Origin of the sequence: Fulvivirga sp. (assembly GCF_040218215.1) — a bacterium.
Taxonomy (GTDB): domain Bacteria; phylum Bacteroidota; class Bacteroidia; order Cytophagales; family Cyclobacteriaceae; genus Fulvivirga.
Window position 1 is genome coordinate 303,983 of the sequence record NZ_JAVJQL010000014.1, and the last position, 16,922, is coordinate 320,904.

14 protein-coding genes are annotated in these 16,922 nt (G+C 38.6%); 10 read left to right on the forward strand and 4 right to left on the reverse strand.

From position 1 onward, the window contains the following. Window positions 1-2: 2 nt before the first annotated feature. From fabF to RIB54_RS10100, 10 genes are all read left to right on the forward strand, one after another. Window positions 3-1,256: a beta-ketoacyl-ACP synthase II gene (fabF, locus tag RIB54_RS10055; protein ID WP_350100789.1), complete on the forward strand. Its 1,254-nt coding sequence runs from the start codon at window positions 3-5 to the stop codon at window positions 1,254-1,256. Then, complete coding sequence (gene rnc, locus RIB54_RS10060; RefSeq protein WP_350065749.1) at window positions 1,256-2,005, forward strand: ribonuclease III; 750 nt, start codon at window positions 1,256-1,258, stop codon at window positions 2,003-2,005. The genes fabF and rnc overlap by 1 nt, the downstream gene beginning before the upstream one ends. Continuing rightward, a complete protein-coding gene (nadE, locus tag RIB54_RS10065) occupies window positions 2,005-3,873 on the forward strand; it encodes an NAD(+) synthase (protein ID WP_350100790.1) in 1,869 nt (622 codons plus the stop codon). The genes rnc and nadE overlap by 1 nt, the downstream gene beginning before the upstream one ends. Before the next feature lie 74 nt (window positions 3,874-3,947). Continuing rightward, complete coding sequence (locus RIB54_RS10070; protein ID WP_350100791.1) at window positions 3,948-5,132, forward strand: prolipoprotein diacylglyceryl transferase; 1,185 nt, start codon at window positions 3,948-3,950, stop codon at window positions 5,130-5,132. Between the two features lie 104 nt (window positions 5,133-5,236). Next, complete coding sequence (locus RIB54_RS10075; protein WP_350100794.1) at window positions 5,237-6,667, forward strand: POTRA domain-containing protein; 1,431 nt, start codon at window positions 5,237-5,239, stop codon at window positions 6,665-6,667. A gap of 111 nt (window positions 6,668-6,778) precedes the next feature. Then, window positions 6,779-7,546: a PorV/PorQ family protein gene (locus tag RIB54_RS10080; protein ID WP_350100795.1), complete on the forward strand. Its 768-nt coding sequence runs from the start codon at window positions 6,779-6,781 to the stop codon at window positions 7,544-7,546. Next, the gene (locus tag RIB54_RS10085; protein WP_350100796.1) at window positions 7,543-9,621 is read left to right on the forward strand and encodes a ComEA family DNA-binding protein; all 2,079 of its coding nucleotides are present in this window, start codon (window positions 7,543-7,545) and stop codon (window positions 9,619-9,621) included. Before RIB54_RS10080 ends, RIB54_RS10085 begins: the two co-directional genes overlap by 4 nt. A 171-nt stretch (window positions 9,622-9,792) precedes the next feature. Then, complete coding sequence (locus RIB54_RS10090; protein ID WP_350066202.1) at window positions 9,793-10,170, forward strand: DUF3127 domain-containing protein; 378 nt, start codon at window positions 9,793-9,795, stop codon at window positions 10,168-10,170. 3 nt (window positions 10,171-10,173) lie between these two features. Beyond that, window positions 10,174-10,611, forward strand: coding sequence for a hypothetical protein (locus RIB54_RS10095; protein WP_350066204.1), 438 nt, complete (start codon window positions 10,174-10,176; stop codon window positions 10,609-10,611). 120 nt (window positions 10,612-10,731) lie between these two features. Continuing rightward, window positions 10,732-11,436 carry a head GIN domain-containing protein gene (locus RIB54_RS10100; protein ID WP_350100797.1) on the forward strand — a complete coding sequence of 235 codons (705 nt, stop codon included), beginning with the start codon at window positions 10,732-10,734 and terminating at the stop codon, window positions 11,434-11,436. A gap of 58 nt (window positions 11,437-11,494) precedes the next feature. Here the strand turns inward: RIB54_RS10100 and RIB54_RS10105 are convergent, their stop codons facing one another. Genes RIB54_RS10105 through RIB54_RS10120 form a run of 4 tightly spaced genes read right to left on the reverse strand, consistent with a single transcriptional unit; the run spans window position 11,495 to window position 16,921 of the window. Beyond that, the gene (locus tag RIB54_RS10105) at window positions 11,495-11,695 is read right to left on the reverse strand and encodes a helix-turn-helix transcriptional regulator (RefSeq protein WP_350100798.1); all 201 of its coding nucleotides are present in this window, start codon (window positions 11,693-11,695) and stop codon (window positions 11,495-11,497) included. Next, window positions 11,692-12,105 (reverse strand): hypothetical protein, encoded by a 414-nt coding sequence (locus tag RIB54_RS10110; protein WP_350100799.1) that lies wholly within the window; start codon window positions 12,103-12,105, stop codon window positions 11,692-11,694. The genes RIB54_RS10105 and RIB54_RS10110 overlap by 4 nt, the downstream gene beginning before the upstream one ends. Window positions 12,106-12,165: 60 nt before the next feature. Next, window positions 12,166-13,419, reverse strand: coding sequence for a metallophosphoesterase (locus tag RIB54_RS10115; RefSeq protein ID WP_350100800.1), 1,254 nt, complete (start codon window positions 13,417-13,419; stop codon window positions 12,166-12,168). 7 nt (window positions 13,420-13,426) lie between these two features. Beyond that, window positions 13,427-16,921 (reverse strand): efflux RND transporter permease subunit, encoded by a 3,495-nt coding sequence (locus RIB54_RS10120; protein ID WP_350100802.1) that lies wholly within the window; start codon window positions 16,919-16,921, stop codon window positions 13,427-13,429. Window position 16,922: the final 1 nt, after the last annotated feature.

The following is a 16,922-nucleotide window of genomic DNA, read 5'->3' on the forward strand; positions in this document are numbered from 1 at the left end:
ATATGAGTTTGAGAAGAGTAGTAGTAACAGGAATAGGAGCGCTTACACCTATAGGTAGTAATGCCAATGATTATTGGGATGGCCTAAAAAATGGTGTCAGTGGAGCTGCGCGTATCACAAGATTCGACCCAGAGAAATTCAGAACACAGTTTGCCTGTGAAGTAAAGAATTTCAATGCCGAGGATCACTTTGATAGAAAAGAAGCTCGAAAAATGGATCCCTTCACTCAGTATGCACTTGTTGTTGCTGATGAAGCCATACAGGACTCTAAACTAGACCTTAATGCTATTGATCACGATCGGGCCGGTGTAATATGGGGTTCAGGTATTGGTGGTTTATGGACATTTCAAGAAGAGGTTAAAAGCTATGCGAACAATGACAACACGCCACGCTTTAACCCCTTCTTTATTCCTAAAATGATAGCCGACATTAGTGCTGGCTACATTTCTATTAAATATTCTTTTAGAGGCCCAAATTTCGTAACGGTTTCTGCTTGCGCCTCAGCTACCAATGCCCTTATAGATGCAATGAATTATATCCGCTTAGGACATATGGATATTGCCATCTCAGGAGGTAGTGAAGCAGCTGTAACTGAAGCAGGTATTGGTGGTTTCAACGCAATGAAAGCACTTTCTGAGCGTAACGATTCACCACAAACTGCCTCCAGACCTTTTGATAAGGACAGGGATGGGTTTGTATTGGGAGAAGGTGCTGCCGCACTTATCTTAGAAGAATATGAGCACGCTAAAGCCAGAGGTGCTAAAATTTATGCTGAATTGATTGGTGGTGGTATGTCAGCCGATGCTTACCACATCACCGCACCTCACCCTGAAGGGTTAGGTGCAACCAATGTGATGAAAAACGCACTTAGAGATGCTAATATCAAGCCTGAAGAAGTTGATTACATCAACGTTCATGGTACTTCTACTCCTTTAGGAGATGTAAGTGAGACATTAGCTATCAAAAAAATATTTGGTGAGCATGCCTACAAACTTAATATCAGCTCCACTAAATCTATGACTGGTCACCTGCTTGGTGCTGCCGGAGCTATTGAAGCGGTTGCATGTGTTAAGGCCATGGAAAACAGCCTTGTCCCTCCTACTATCAATCATTTTACTGATGATGACCAGTTGGATAATAAGTTGAACCTTACTTTCAACAAGGCTCAGGAAAGAAATATTAGAGTTGCCTTGAGCAACACATTTGGTTTTGGAGGGCATAATACCTCAATCATCTTCCGTAAACTAGAGGAATAGTGTATCGTGCTGCAAAGCGCTTTATAAATACATTTAGGAAAAGATCGACAAAAGATAAAAGGCTTATTACGGCTATTGAAACAATAGTAGGTAGTAAGCCTTTAAATCTTGATCTCTACAAACTGGCTACAAGGCACTCTTCCGTAGCAGAAACCAACGAGCAAGGTCTTAAAGAATCCAATGAGAGGTTAGAATATCTGGGTGATGCCGTCTTGGGTGCTGCCATTGCAGACTATCTCTTCAAAAAATATCCATTTAAAGACGAAGGTTTCCTTACCGAAATAAGATCCCGCATTGTCAATAGGGAGTCTCTTAACAACCTTGGTAAAAAGGTAGGCCTGAATGCCTTAGTTGAGTACGATCAAACCAAACGTGACAGGCTCTCCCACAAATCATTATATGGTGATACGCTTGAAGCCTTTGTTGGTGCTGTGTACCTTGACCATGGTTATGATTTTTGCAAGACTTTTATTCTTGAGAAGCTAATTATGCCCTACTTTGACTTGCAAACAGTGATTGAATCAACCATAAATTTCAAAAGTAAGCTGATAGAATGGTCTCAAAAGGAAAATGCAGAGTTGAGGTTTGACGTATTGGGTACTAAAACTAATAGTCAGCACAAGGAATTTACGGCCGAGGTAATTGTTAATAATGAAACAATGGGCAAAGGCTATGGTTACAATAAGAAAAAAGCCGAGCAGGATGCTGCTCAAAAAACATTGGTCATGTTAGGGTTAATAGAGAATTGATGAGTAAAACAAGAGTTGGTGGGGCTACCCTAAACCAAACACCATTAGACTGGAAGGGCAATCGGAAAAATATTCTTGAAGCTATAAAGAAAGCTCAGAAAGAAAAGGTCGAAATTTTGTGCCTTCCTGAATTGGCCATCTCTGGATATGGGTGTGAAGACAATTTTCTTAGCGACTGGATTTACAGACAGGCATTAAAAAGTTTATTGCAGATAGTTCCTCATTGCAATGATATTATTGTTGTAGTTGGACTTCCTTATAAACATAATGACATTAATTTTAATGTAGCCTGTATCATAAAAGATAAAACCATACTTGGGTTTTATGCCAAACAAAACCTGGCATTGGATGGTGTGCATTATGAGCCGCGTTGGTTCAAAAAGTGGCCATCTGAGGTTATTGAACAGACAGAAATTGATGGTACATTCTATGACATTGGCGATCTCATCATAACCCACAAAGACTTTACCTTCGGTTTTGAAATCTGTGAAGACGCTTGGAGAAAAATCCGGCCAGCTATAAAACTAAGCCAAAAAGGTGTGGATATGATTCTCAACCCAAGTGCCAGTCATTTTGCATTTGGTAAGACAATAGACAGGGAAAATCTGGTTGTAAATAGCTCATCAGAATTTAACTGCACTTATGTATATGCCAACTTGTTAGGCAATGAAGCAGGAAGGATGATCTATGATGGTGAAATTCTCCTCGCTAAAAAAGGAAAACTCATTCAACGAAATGATTGGCTTTCTTTTAAAAATTTCAATCTCGTTTATTCTGATATCGACATAACAGGTTCTCAAGAATTTGACAACCCAATAGAATTTTCACGAGATAAAAACACTGAATTTGTAAAGGCATCAAGCCTTGCCCTGTTTGACTATCTGAGAAAAAGCAGAAGTAATGGTTTTGTACTTTCATTGAGCGGTGGAGCTGATTCCTCAAGCATAGCCATTATGGTTTCCGAAATGGTAAGAAGAGGCATTGAGCAATTGGGTATTGAAGGTTTTTTAATTAAAATCAATCGTTCAGACTTGATTGATAAAGAGAAAGGGAAAGAATCTCAGGCTGCAGCAAAGTCGATCATGAATGACCTTATGACTTGTGCCTACCAAGGCACAGTTAATTCTTCTGATGAAACCTTTAACTCCGCCAAAAAACTAGCTGAGGATATTGGAGCTACATTTTATCAATGGACTATTGATGATGAAGTAAATTCATATACCAGCAAAATTGAAAACGCCATTGGGAGAAAACTCTCGTGGGAAAAGGATGATCTGGCACTCCAAAACATTCAGGCTCGTAGTAGATCTCCAATCATTTGGATGCTTGCCAATATAAATAATGCATTGTTATTAACCACTTCTAATAGAAGTGAGGGTGATGTGGGTTACGCCACTATGGACGGGGATACCAGCGGCAGTATATCACCAATAGCAGCAGTGGATAAATACTTTATAATTAATTGGTTAAAGTGGGCAGAAAAAGAACTTAACTACCCTGCGCTCAACTATGTAAATAACCTGAAGCCAACTGCCGAACTTCGTCCTTTAGAGGATAACCAAACGGACGAAGATGATCTGATGCCTTACTCCATTATTGTGGAAATTGAAAAAGAGGCAATAAGAAACCATAGATCACCATTGGAAGTATTTAAAATACTGGATGAACGAAATCTTGAAGAAAAAGAGTTACTGAGAAGCCATGTCACCAAATTCTTCAAAATGTGGAGTAGAAATCAGTGGAAGCGCGAGCGGATAGCCCCGTCTTTTCATTTGGATGATTTTAATATTGACCCCAGAACCTGGTGTAGGTTCCCAATTTTGTCCAGTGGCTTTGAAGAAGAATTAAAAGAACTTAATAACCTATAATAATTAAAGGCTGTTTCATTCAAATACTAGGTTGAAACATTAGCTACTAAAACCTATCTCTTTATATTTGCCAGATGTCATTTTTAAGCTTCATTATTTGGAATGTTGACCCTGAATTTTTCACCATTCCCTTTTTAGATAGACCTGTTAGATGGTACGGATTATTGTTTGCTTTAGGCTTTCTCATAAGTCAGCAAATTATGTTTTATCTCTACCGAAAGGAAGGTAAACCCGAGAAAGATGTAGAGACATTAACTATTTATATGGTTATTGCCACCATTCTGGGAGCAAGGTTGGGGCATGTGCTTTTCTATGAGCCTGATAAATATTTAGCCAACCCACTTGACATACTTAAAATCTGGGAAGGTGGTCTGGCAAGTCATGGTGCGGCCTTTGGAATATTGTTCGCATTGTGGCTTTACACCAAATATGACATTAAACTAAAATTCTTCTGGATTATCAAAGACCTGATCGGTATTCCGTATAGCGCTTCGGCTAAGAAAGTCACCCGACCAAACCAAAATTACCTACAGGTAGTAGATAGAATAGTAATTGTAGTAGCATTGACCGGCTGCCTTATCCGTTTTGGAAATTTCATGAACTCCGAAATTTATGGAAAGCCAACACATACCGATTATGGTGTAATATTTACCAATAATGTTTCTCAGGTACTAGTTTCCAACACTAGTCCTATTGAAAGCCTGAGTGTATCAAAGGATGCTACCAGAGAAGCCAATGCTGAAGGTTATGTTCCGTTATCCATTGAACTTAACTTTAAAAATCAACCCGAAATATTGGATGAAGCTAGCCTATCAAGATATATTGAGGGGAGATTTAGCGAAATTGTTGATACCTACACTTACGTTAATGAGCACATATTATTAACAAATTCAAACCAGCCAGATTACGCTTTGAGCAAACAAGCCGATGGGCATTATACTGCCACGGTTCTGGCCTTTGGTATCCCGAGGCATCCAACACAATTGTATGAGTCCATGACTTCCTTAGCATTGTGTTTTCTGCTCTTCTTCATTTGGACCAGAAGAAAAGAAAAGACTCCTGCAGGTTTGCTGTTAGGTTTATTTTTAATAATCCTTTTCGGACTAAGGTTTGTGCATGAACTATTCAAAGAAAATCAAGTGGCCTTTGAGGATGACATGTCACTGAATATGGGGCAGATATTGAGTATTCCTTTGATTATAGCGGGTGTTTTTATTTTGATAAGGGCGCTAAGGGCCAAAACGATTGAGGGCCAATAGTGGGTTACTTATCTATTGATATCAAGGCGTTTTTATTTACTTTAGCTAATTATTCAGAAATTTTGTAGTCAAAGGAGGCTGAAATTGGCTGAATGAGGATGGAGATGCTGGCATTATTACTTTCACTTACACTTTCTTTTAATAACATTGTCGGTTTAGACAGTGTCACCTATATGTCTCCTGATTCTGTTTCTCAGCTATCAGAAAAAGACCTTCCTGTAACTATAGACAACATCTTCTTTATTGGCAATAAAGTAACAAAAGAAGATATAATGCTCAGGGAGATGAACATTGCAATAGGTGATGTTTACAATAAGAAAGACCTCGAGAACATCCTGGTACTGGATAAGAGCAAGCTGATCAATACCCGGCTATTCAACTCTGTGGAAATTTCCATATTACACTTAAATGAAACTTTGGTAGATATTGTTGTCAATGTATCTGAAAGATGGTACACTTTTCCTGTACCAATTTTTGACCTTGTTGATAGAAATTTTAACGACTGGTGGCAAAATCAGGATAAAGACCTGAGCAGAACAAACCTTGGCATCAAACTCTATAGAAACAATTTTAGAGGCCGCAATGAGTCATTAAGGTTTCTTCTACAACTAGGTTATACCAAACAATTTGGCATTACCTATAAAATACCTTATTTGGATGCCAATAAACAGCACGGAATAACCCTGAATTTCGATTATGCTGAAAACAAAAATATTGCGGTACGTACGGTTAATCATAAACCCGTATTTTTTGATTCAGAGGAAACTTTAAGAATAAGACGTAATTACTCTATCGGCTACAGTTATAGAAGGTCTTTTTACAGCTTTCATAACTTCAACATTGAATACAATTATAATACTATAAATGATACCATTGTGGGCTTAAATCCTGAATACTATGAGCCTACTAAAATCACACAGCGGTACTTCCAACTGACCTACGCCTTCACCTATGACAGACGCGATGTTGCTTCATACCCTCTAAAAGGTCACCGATTGGATGTGTTGGTGGAAAAGCAAGGTATTGGTGCCTATGATGATATCGATAGGGCAGAAATAAACGTCAGCTATTCTAAATTCTTAGATATAGGAAAAGGTTTTTTTGTAGCTAACTATTTATCAGGGTTCAGTAGCCTACCCTCAAAACAACCTTATTCAAATTTAGGGGCATTGGGTTATAGGAAGGACTTCATCAGGGGCTATGAACTCTATTTGGTTGAAAGCAAAAATTTCATTCTCAATAGAACAACCCTGAAAAAAAGGTTGATTTCCACAGTTGGTAATATGAGGTTTATGCCTATTGATCAATTTAAGAAAATACCACTTGACATATACTTTAAAGTCTATTTTGATAGTGGTTATGGCGAGAATTTTGAAAACTATGAACTAAACACCACCTTATCCGACAGGTATTTGTTCGGTACCGGTGCCGGCATTGATTTTGTTACCTACTACGACTCGGTTATTCGGTTAGAGTACACCATTAATAGAGAGAATGAAGCAGGATTCTTCCTGCATTTCAAGAAGGAATTCTAGAATTCACATTTTTAAATATTAATATTTCTTTATATTTTATACCTTTATTTAACATCAAAATAAGGGTTGAAAGCGTTTACATTATTTCTTCTTTGCATTTCTGTAACCAGTTTGACAAACGCTCAAAATGGCACCACTCAGTTTGGAGCAAAAGCTGCGGGACTTGGATATGCTTATTCATCTATTGCTGATCAATGGTCTGCCCTTAATAATCCTGGAGGTCTGGGCTACTTAGAAAAAACCTCGGCTTTTGCTGGTTTCGAAAATAAATACAATATATCAGGGTTCAATAGTTTAGCGGCAGGGCTTACCACCACACTTCCTCTTGGATCATTTTCTGCAACCGCATTTAAGTTTGGTGATGATTTATACAACGAGCAGATATTTTCGCTGGGTTATGGAAATAAATTCGGAATTGCAGGTCTTGGCATCAGGTTAAACTACAACCAGTATTACATAGATGAATTCGGTTCAAGGGGAGTTTTGTCCATTGATTTTGGCGGTATAGCGGAAATTTCTGACCAACTCAGGTTCGGAGCCTACATAAGGAATATTAATCAAGCGCAGCTTGCCGAACTTTATGATGAGCGAATACCCACCTACCTGAATGCCGGACTTGGATACCTGCCCAATGATAACCTTACCCTATCAGCTGAAGTAGAAAAAGAACTGGAAAATGATCCTGTTTTTAGAATGGGGTTGGAGTACATCTTCCATAAAAAACTTGCCGTGCGCACAGGTATAAAAACCAACGCTTTCACTAACTATTTTGGATTAGGCTTCATTAGCCAAAAATTACTGATCGACTATGCACTGACTAAACACCAGGTTTTGGGTTTAAGTCATCAGGTTGGCATAGCTTACATTATAAAACAATGAAGCCGTTTCTCTTAATTATATTGGCTTTAGGAATTTCTTCGCTGGCCTTTGCACAGCTAAACCAACAGAAGGCTATTGATATTGAACGGTTTATAGAAGAAGTATTTGCGGTGCAGAATGGTGATGTTAGTGCAGAAGAGTTATATGAGACGCTCCTCCTATTCTATTCCAACCCTATAAACCTAAATAATACAAATAAAGATGAACTGCGATCCCTATTTATACTCTCAGAATTGCAAATCAACAATTTGGTGTCATATATAGAAGAAAATGGAAACCTGCTTAGTATTTATGAGCTGCAAGCTATACCTGATTTCGACTTAAATACTATTTACAGGTTAACCCCGTTCGTCACAGTAAAGGAAACAGGTCTCAATCGTGATAATCGTGGCTTTATTGAAAGAGTACTTAGTGAACCAAATAACTATCTGTTGCTGCGTTATGAAACAGTTTTAGAAGATAAAAAGGGCTACTTACCAAAACAGGACAGCTCTGACTCACGATATGTTGGCAACAAAGGCAAGTATTACACAAGGTTTAGGGTAAGCCATATCAATGACTTTAGCATTGGATTCACTGCGGAAAAGGATGCTGGAGAACAGTTGGCCTGGAATCCAAAAACAAAAAATTTTGGTGCTGACTTCTACAGTGGCCACATCCAACTACAAAATCAAGGCCGCTTTAAAAACATTGTTATTGGCGACTATCAGATACAATATGGACAAAGCCTGCTTATAGGCGCTGGCTTCAATGTTGGTAAAGGTGCAGAAACCATTACCACAGTTAGAAGATCAAACCTGGGAATAAGGCCGTACACATCGGTAATAGAAACCAACTTCTTCAGAGGTGGGGCAGCTACAGTGAGCATTGCTCAAAATCTCGAGTTTACTGGTTTTTACTCAAGGTTAAATCAGGATGCGGCACTAAAAGCAGATACTTTGGAAAGGGAAAACTTTATCACTTCCATACAGCAGTCAGGTTTTCATAGAACAGATGCTGAGCTCAATGCAAAAGACAAGGTTGTGGAAAGTAACTATGGAGGAACACTTCTTTACCAACCCTCTAAACACCCATTGACTTTGGGCAGCACTTTTATTATCAATGAATTTAGTACACGCCTAATAAGAGCAGAGCGAGTTTATAACAATTTTGAATTTAAAGGTACTTCAAATTATAACATTGGCCTTTTTGGAGATTATAACTGGCAAAATATTAGCCTTTTTGCAGAGGGTGCAATGTCAAAGAGTGGTGGTTTTGGAGGGGTTATCGGAGTCATCATCAACTTAAATTCGAGACTTGAAACATCTATGGTTTTAAGAAATTATGATAAAGACTTTCATTCTCTTTATGGCAATGCCTTTGGTGAATCTACCAGAAATATTAACGAGCAAGGCTGGTATTGGGGCATGAAATATAAACCTTTTAGGAAGGTTGAATTTACTGGCTACTTCGACTCATTTCGGTACCAATGGTTAACATCATCAATAAATGCGCCCTCCACAGGGTTTGAATACCTTGGCAGGGTTAGCTACCGACCAACCAGAAATACCTTATTATTTTTTCAATTTAGAGAGCAGGCCAAGGATCATAACCCATCGGCCAATGATCAGGAAGAGGTCATTAGATTCCCACTTTTAGGCAAGAAAAGAAACTATACCGTTAACTTGGATTTTCCGGCCAATGATTGGTTATCTTTCAAATCAAGAGTACAATGGAGCTCTTATGATTTCAACAATAAGTTGACGGAAGGTTTTGCCATTTGGCAGGATATGAATTTAGATTTTGGTAAATTTCGAATTAGCGGAAGGTATGCTATTTTTGGTACCGATGATTTCAACAATGCTCAATATGCTTATGAAAGGGATTTGCTTTACGCATTCTCAGTACCCGCCTATTCGGGCACAGCATCGAGACATTATGTTTTGATTCAGTACAGACCAATTAAAAGAATAACCTTTTGGATCAAGTATGCCCAAACAAATTATCGTGACAGGGATACAATAGGCACCGGACTAGAGCAAATTGAAGGAAATAAAAGAACGGATTTTAAATTTCAACTGAGGATTAATTTTTAAAAAATGCATGCAGTAGATCTTATAGATGCCCCCACTTTACTAGCTCTGGCCATTGGTGGGATATTATTTATAGTAATTTTTAAATTGATTTTTAGAAAAAAGAAATGATAGCTGTACATTACAAATGTGTAATTATAACTTTGCTGACAAACTATTAAACAAAGATTGCAGATGAATATTAAAGGAAAGCTACTAGAAGTTTCGGACACCCAACAAATATCAGATTCATTCAAAAAACGTGAATTTGTTATAGAATATGCTGAAAACCCACAATACCCAGAGTTTGTAAAATTTGAGGCCATTCAGGACAAATGCGCTTTACTGGATACTTTTAAGTCAGGTGACGAAATTGATGTTTACTTTAATATCAAAGGCAGAAAATGGAACGACCCAAAAGGTGGTGTTAAGTATTTCAACTCTCTACAGGCATGGAAAATTGATGGAGTAAACGCTTCTACAGGTTCTGCCGGAGCACCTCCTGCTTCACCAGATATGCCTACTGAGGAGCCAGGATGGGTATCGGAAAATGAAGATGATTTACCATTTTAAACAATGAAGCTACTGTTTGTCACCTTATTGGTGTTAATGATCACAACCGAAAAGACCCGTTATTTTGAATATAACGGGTCGAAGGTAAATACAACCTATGATGTTGACGGCAAATTCTACGGCACCTATAAGGGAAGAAAAACGGGATTTCTGACACTTAACGAAAATGGCACCGGGATATATAATTATGATGTATTCGGTTTTGCCCCTGTAACTTGTAAAAAGGGTGCCATACAAATAGAATGGGGCTTCCTCCTAAAGGATAATGGCTCCATTGTTACATTTAACCGCGAATACGGAAAATCATACCCTATACTTCTAAAAAGTACCAGCGAAACTAAATTCCAAGGTTGCAAAACCGAAATCCTGCTGGATTTTATCATGGAATACAAAGATGGAAAACTAGGGGTTTCTTCATCTGACGACTGGACAAAAGAATAATCTAAGCTATTTACGGTTCGTAGATTTGCCCTTTCGGTTACAGGTTAATGTATATAAGTTTAGCATATAACAATTAAAAGATATATGATAAACATCAGTAAATACATGCTTTTATTTTGCATGTTCATTACAATCAATGCATTGGCCGTTGGCCAGGATGTAACCAGAAAAACTATTGAGCTTGGTGAATTTCAAAGCATATATGTCAACTCCAATTATACTGTTTACCTCAAACAGTCAAACAAGCAGGAAGTAACTGTTGAGGTGCTTTCTGAAATTTATAGCATCAGCGAATTCAAAGTAGAAAATAGTATTCTTCATATTAATGTAAAACAAAAAAAGGAAGACCCTAATGCCAGTGTGTGGGCTAAGATTGATAATATAAAAATTGCCCCAACTATGAATGTGTATATCAGTGTGCGGGATATTAACCAACTGAAGGTAAATGGAGGTGGAAAGATTATTAGTGAAAATTCAATTGCATCCAATAACCTTGATCTTGGGGTAAGCGGGCCGGGCTCAATAGAAATAGACGTAAAAGGCAGGATGCTCACTACGAAGATATCAGGTGCCGGCTCTATAAAACTCAAAGGATATGCCTCAAATAATGCAATTGATATTAGCGGATCAGGTAGTTTGAATGCCTTTGAATGCGAGATTCAAAGTGCTCAAGCAGCATTGAGTGGCTCCGGCAACTGCAATATTAATGTCTCTGATGAATTAGATGCCACCGTATTTGGAAGTGGTGTTTTAAAACATAAGGGCCAAACCAAAAACGTGGTTAAAAAAGTTTATGGAAAAGGTGAAGTGGACAGGGCCTATTGACAAATGGAAAGTGTGGTGTTGATGAAAAAGCCCTGACTGAACAGTCAGGGCTTTTGCTTTAGTCTTCTTCTTCTAACTCAAACAAATTTTCAATTGATATATTTAAAGCCTGAGCAATTTTGAATGCCAATATTACAGAAGGTGTAAAGCGTCTATTTTCGATAGCATAGATTGTTTGCCTAGTAACACCAACTTTTTCTGCAAGATCACTCTGGGATAAGTTACATCTAGCCCTTTCAACCTTAATCAGATTTTTCATTTGCTCAATATTATAACTTTTCGAATCTTATTTAAAATAAGAAAAATAAATACCTGAGCTTCAAATAAATAAGTAGCTGACATATCCCAATCCCCTTGAAGAATTAATCTTATGATAATAAAAATTAAGGTGCCAAAAAAGACTATTTGAAGGCTATCACCCTTAATTTTCGTCAAATATTCATCCTTAATTCTATCCTGAGAAAGAACATAAACCATCAAACCAACATAACCTAAGATTTCAGCTGTGTTTGATTTAAAAAAGGACGAAAGATGCTGGGAAGCATTTGTATCTTCAGGCAGTGAGTGAAAACCGTCCATGAATGCTGATAACCATGTAGGACCTGCAAAGATCAGTGCTAGTAGAAGCCCGAAATATTTAAACTGAAAAGGCAAAATCTGTAATCTCATATTAATGTAAACTATAATTATACAATTGTAAATTATAGTTTACATTATTGCAACTAAACATTACACTTTATTACCACTTTTCAAAGTAATGATGGTCAGCTCTGGTGGCATACCCACCCTGCCAGGATAACCAATATAGCCAAATCCACGATTGACATACAAATGCTGATTGCCCTCAGTGTATAAACCCGCCCACTGTTTATAAGCATATTGAGATGGGCTCCATTTAAAATCACCCAGTTCAACGCCAAACTGGAAGCCATGTGTATGACCAGCAAACATAAGGTCAATGTCTTTATAATTTGGCTTAACCTGTGCGTCCCAGTGGCTCGGATCATGAGACAATAGTATCTTTACTGCAGCCTCCTCAGTGCCTTCATAGGCCTTTGATAAATCACCATATTTGGCAAACCTACCAGCTCCCCAGTTTTCATTGCCCAAGATGGCTACCTTCTCCCCTCCCAATTCAATATACCTATTCTCGTTCATCAACAGGTCATAATTCATCAAACGGTGAGCTTCTATCAAATCTTTAAAATTCTGCTGCTTCTCAGCCTGCGAGCTCCAATTTTTATAGTCACCATAATCATGGTTCCCGGTCACAGAGTACACGCCTAAAGGTGCTTTCAGTTTGTCAAATATGTTTATATACTCTTCTACCTCTGATGATTCATTATTAACCAAATCCCCTGTAAAAAAAAGCAGGTCAGGTTTCTCTTTCATCATCATCTCGACACCACCTTTTACTGCTGTTTTATTGAAAAAACTTCCTGAATGGATATCTGAGACTTGCCCTATTGTTATTCCATCAAATGACTTAGGAAGATTAGGCAAATAAATAGTCTTACGTCTAAACCGATAATCGTGTGCACCGGAAATTATTCCCCAGCTCATGGCCACTAAGGGAAGTGTGCCTGCAACCATAGCCGTTTTAGCCAAAAATTCTGAGCGGGGTATAGTATTGCCACCAGCTGATGGAGACGGGTTTTGAAATAATGACACCACCCATTTAACGCCACGCACTAAATCCCCTCCAAACAGGAATATAGCCGCAAAAACCTTTGAAAAGTAGTTGATAAAAATTCCAGTAAATATCAGGCTTCTGGAAGTACCCTTTAGCCAGTCTGGATTTCCGAAATTGTAAAATATGATGATCGAAAATGTAATTACCGTAAGTGACCAATAACCATATTTAACAACATTTCTCAAGCTGTTGGATGTGCCCTTTATGGCCAGTAAGGCTCCCTGATAGACATACCAGTCTATGGCAAAAAGCACAGCCAACAGCAGAGATATAATTAAGATTCTATTCATCCTTCAACTAAGCAACAGCTGCCTGAACCTTTTTGTTAGCCTTTCTACCCCAAATCCAGAACTTCATTCTATAAACGATAGTAAACAGAACAGGAACTATAATAAGGGTTAGGAATGTAGCGACTATCAAACCGAAGATTACTGTCCATGCCAATGGGCCCCAGAATATCACGTTATCACCACCCATATAGATCTTAGGGTCAAACTCAGTTACCAATGAAAAGAAGTCGATATTTAAACCTATCGCCAATGGTATAAGCCCCAAAACTGTTGTAATTGCGGTAAGTAGCACAGGACGCAGCCTGGCCTTTCCTCCTTTGATTATAAGTTCCCTAACCTCCTCTTTGGTGAGCATTTCTGTTGAGTCCATACTGCGCTCTTCTTTCCTTCTATCAATGAGCAGCTGCGTATAGTCAAGTAGCACAACACCATTGTTTACCACAATACCCGCCAGGGATATGATACCCATCATGGTCATCATAATAACAAATGACCAGCCTGTAATCATCAACCCACCAAATACTCCGATAAAACTCAAGAATATCGCTAAAAGAATAATCAAAGGTTTAGAAACCCCTCCGAATTGGAATACAAGAATCAGAATTATCAATCCAAGGCCTCCAAAGAAAGCACTCATTAAAAAGGCCATCTGCTTGTTCTGCTCCTCAATCTGACCAGTATAATCAATTTTCACTTCCTTGGGCATGTCCTTGTATTCTTGCATTTCCTGCTGAATCTCTGAAACAATAGCTGCTGCATCAGTAAAACCAGGCTGAAGGCCTGAATATATAGTCACCACTCGTTTCTTGTCCCTATGCTTAATAGCACTAAAGGCCGAAGTGTTTTTCTGGGTAGCCACCGCAGAAATAGGCACTTCCTTGATTTGGCCAGAAGACTGATCCCTGAAAATTATGTTTTGGTTAAATAGTGCACTGGTGTTATATCGTAAGTCTTCATTAAACCTTACATTGATGTCATAATCATCGCCATCCTTTTTATAAACACCTGCCTTTTCCCCAAAAAGTGACCTCCTCAGCTGGTTTCCTACCTGCCCAACGGCTACACCTAATTCACCTGCTTTTTCACGGTCAACTACTACCTGCATTGCAGGTTTTCCTTTGTTAACATCGATTTTCAACTCTTCAATACCACCAATATTCTTTGTATTGATAAAATTTCTAATCTTTTCCGCCTCCACAATCAATTGATCGTAATCAGGGCCTTCAAGTTCGAGGTTAATGGGATATCCGGCAGGAGGGCCAGCGGCTTCCTTCTCAACCGAAATAGCCACACCCGGATATATACCTCTCAATGCTTCTTGAACTTTGCCCCTCAACTTTTCCGTGTCCTTACCTCTTCTGTATTTAAACTCGCGCATAGAAGCTGTAATCTTTCCCCTGTGAGGCATTTCCGCAGAAGAACCACCATCGGTTTGAGGGTTACCAGCACCTTCTCCCACTTGAGAAACAGAGGACTCTACCAGGTAATTAAAACCATCATCCATATACTCTGGATCATTGAGAATGCCATAAACACGCTGCTCAATTTCCTTAGTCAAGGCATTGGTTTTTTCAATAGCAGTACCTTGTGGGTATTCTATGTAGACTATGATCTGGTTAGGTGTGTTGTCAGGGAAAAACTCGATTTTAGTCCTTCCAGACCCAACGGACATACCAAAGGCCATAAAAGCTGCAATAAGCATAAACACTGTTGCCCCGAAATACCAATAAACATTGTTCTTTTTCAAAGCGTGGGTAATTCTTCTTGCATACCAGTTTTCAAATTTCACCAAAGTGTTTTTCTGAAAATGGTTAGCCACTCTTTTTATGCCATACTTATACAGCCAAAGTAAGATAGCAGTAAAAACCATGATTGTACCCAGACCTCTCATAGCACCCCCAACAACCAGGATAAAAATCCCGAAAACCAGCAGTATTGCAGAAGTTCTTATCAACTGCTTTGTTTTCAGAACCTTGTTGCCTACTTCCATAAATCTGGAAACAAGCATTGAGTTCATGAAAATGGCAACAAACAATGACGAACCTAAAACCACTGACAGCGTAATTGGGAAATAGATCATAAATTGACCAAAAATGCCCGGCCACAGACCCAAAGGCACGAAGGCTGCCACCGTTGTTATGGTAGATATAATGATAGGATAAGCAATCTCAGCAATGCCCTTTTTGGCAGCCTCAATCTTAGTCATGCCCTCTTCTTCCATCAAACGATACACATTCTCAACAACCACAATACCATTATCCACAAGCATACCAAGTCCCATAATAAGTCCGAACAGGATCATGGTATTAAGAGTATAACCTAACAATGAAAGTATCATGAAAGACATGAACATTGACATCGGTATTGCGAAACCAACAAACAAAGCATTTCTAAATCCCAGGAAGAACATCAATACGGTAACCACTAGCAGGATACCAAAAATGATATTGTTAACAAGGTCTTCTACCTGATTCAAGGTTCTTGATGATGAGTCATTGGAAATAGAAATCTCCAGATCTTGCGGAAAAGTGTCTTCCTGCGCTTTGGTAATTATTTCCCTGATCTGATTAGCAGCCTCAATCATGTTCTTTCCTGCACGTTTCTTTACGTCCAGCATAACCACACTGCTGCCAAACTCACGGGCAAAAGTCGTTTTCTCTTTATCACTAAAACTTATTTTAGCCACATCTTTGAGATAGACAGGGGCTCCATTTTCTGTTTTAACCACAAAATTTTCAAGCTCTGAAGGTTTTTCTATCTCCCCTAAAATCCTTACGGTCCTTCTTTGTCCGCTGGTTTTTAAGTTACCAGCAGACATGGTCATATTGCCATTACCTAAAGCTTGAGTTATATCATCAAAGCTCACTTTAGCAGCCATCATCTTATAGATGTCCACAGCTACCTCAACTTCTTTCTCCTGTGCTCCTCTAATATCAACTTGCTTGATTTGAGGAAGGTCTTCTATCTCATCTTCAAGATACTCACCAAACTCCTTCAACTTGTCAACAGGGTAGTCACCTGTAATATTGATGTTCATGATTGGCTGCTCTTCTGATAAATTAAGGTCGAATACATTAGGCTCTACCTTAGCTCCATTAAATAAAGGCCAGTCTTCACCCGCTTTCTCACCATCCACTTCATCTTTCACCTTTTGCTTGGCGGCTTCAACAGTAATATCCTCATCAAACTCTACCGTAATAATAGAATAGTCCTCTTGTGATGTAGAAATAACCTCCACCACATTACTAATATTCTTAAGAACATCTTCCAGCGGATCTGTAATAAGCCTTTCTATATCTTCGGCAGTATTACCAGGGAAAGGTGTACTTATATAAATTTTCGTTTCCTTGATCTCAGGAAAATCTTCCCGAGGCATAGCGAAATAAGAGGACAATCCGATCAGGAAAAACAATGCGATCATCACCCAGATCACAGACGGATTATCAATGGCCCATGAAGCCAATCGGAACTCTTTATCTACTTTCTTATTTTGATTACTCATT

Coding starts and splice junctions, on each gene's coding strand:
- fabF (WP_350100789.1), top strand. CDS start 3: ATGAGTTTGAGAAGAGTAGTAGTAACAGGAATAGGAGCGCTTACACCT.
- nadE (WP_350100790.1), top strand. CDS start 2,005: ATGAGTAAAACAAGAGTTGGTGGGGCTACCCTAAACCAAACACCATTA.
- RIB54_RS10070 (WP_350100791.1), top strand. CDS start 3,948: ATGTCATTTTTAAGCTTCATTATTTGGAATGTTGACCCTGAATTTTTC.
- RIB54_RS10075 (WP_350100794.1), top strand. CDS start 5,237: ATGCTGGCATTATTACTTTCACTTACACTTTCTTTTAATAACATTGTC.
- RIB54_RS10085 (WP_350100796.1), top strand. CDS start 7,543: ATGAAGCCGTTTCTCTTAATTATATTGGCTTTAGGAATTTCTTCGCTG.
- RIB54_RS10090 (WP_350066202.1), top strand. CDS start 9,793: ATGAATATTAAAGGAAAGCTACTAGAAGTTTCGGACACCCAACAAATA.
- RIB54_RS10095 (WP_350066204.1), top strand. CDS start 10,174: ATGAAGCTACTGTTTGTCACCTTATTGGTGTTAATGATCACAACCGAA.
- RIB54_RS10100 (WP_350100797.1), top strand. CDS start 10,732: ATGTTCATTACAATCAATGCATTGGCCGTTGGCCAGGATGTAACCAGA.
- RIB54_RS10105 (WP_350100798.1), bottom strand. CDS start 11,695: ATGAAAAATCTGATTAAGGTTGAAAGGGCTAGATGTAACTTATCCCAG.
- RIB54_RS10110 (WP_350100799.1), bottom strand. CDS start 12,105: ATGAGATTACAGATTTTGCCTTTTCAGTTTAAATATTTCGGGCTTCTA.
- RIB54_RS10115 (WP_350100800.1), bottom strand. CDS start 13,419: ATGAATAGAATCTTAATTATATCTCTGCTGTTGGCTGTGCTTTTTGCC.
- RIB54_RS10120 (WP_350100802.1), bottom strand. CDS start 16,921: ATGAGTAATCAAAATAAGAAAGTAGATAAAGAGTTCCGATTGGCTTCA.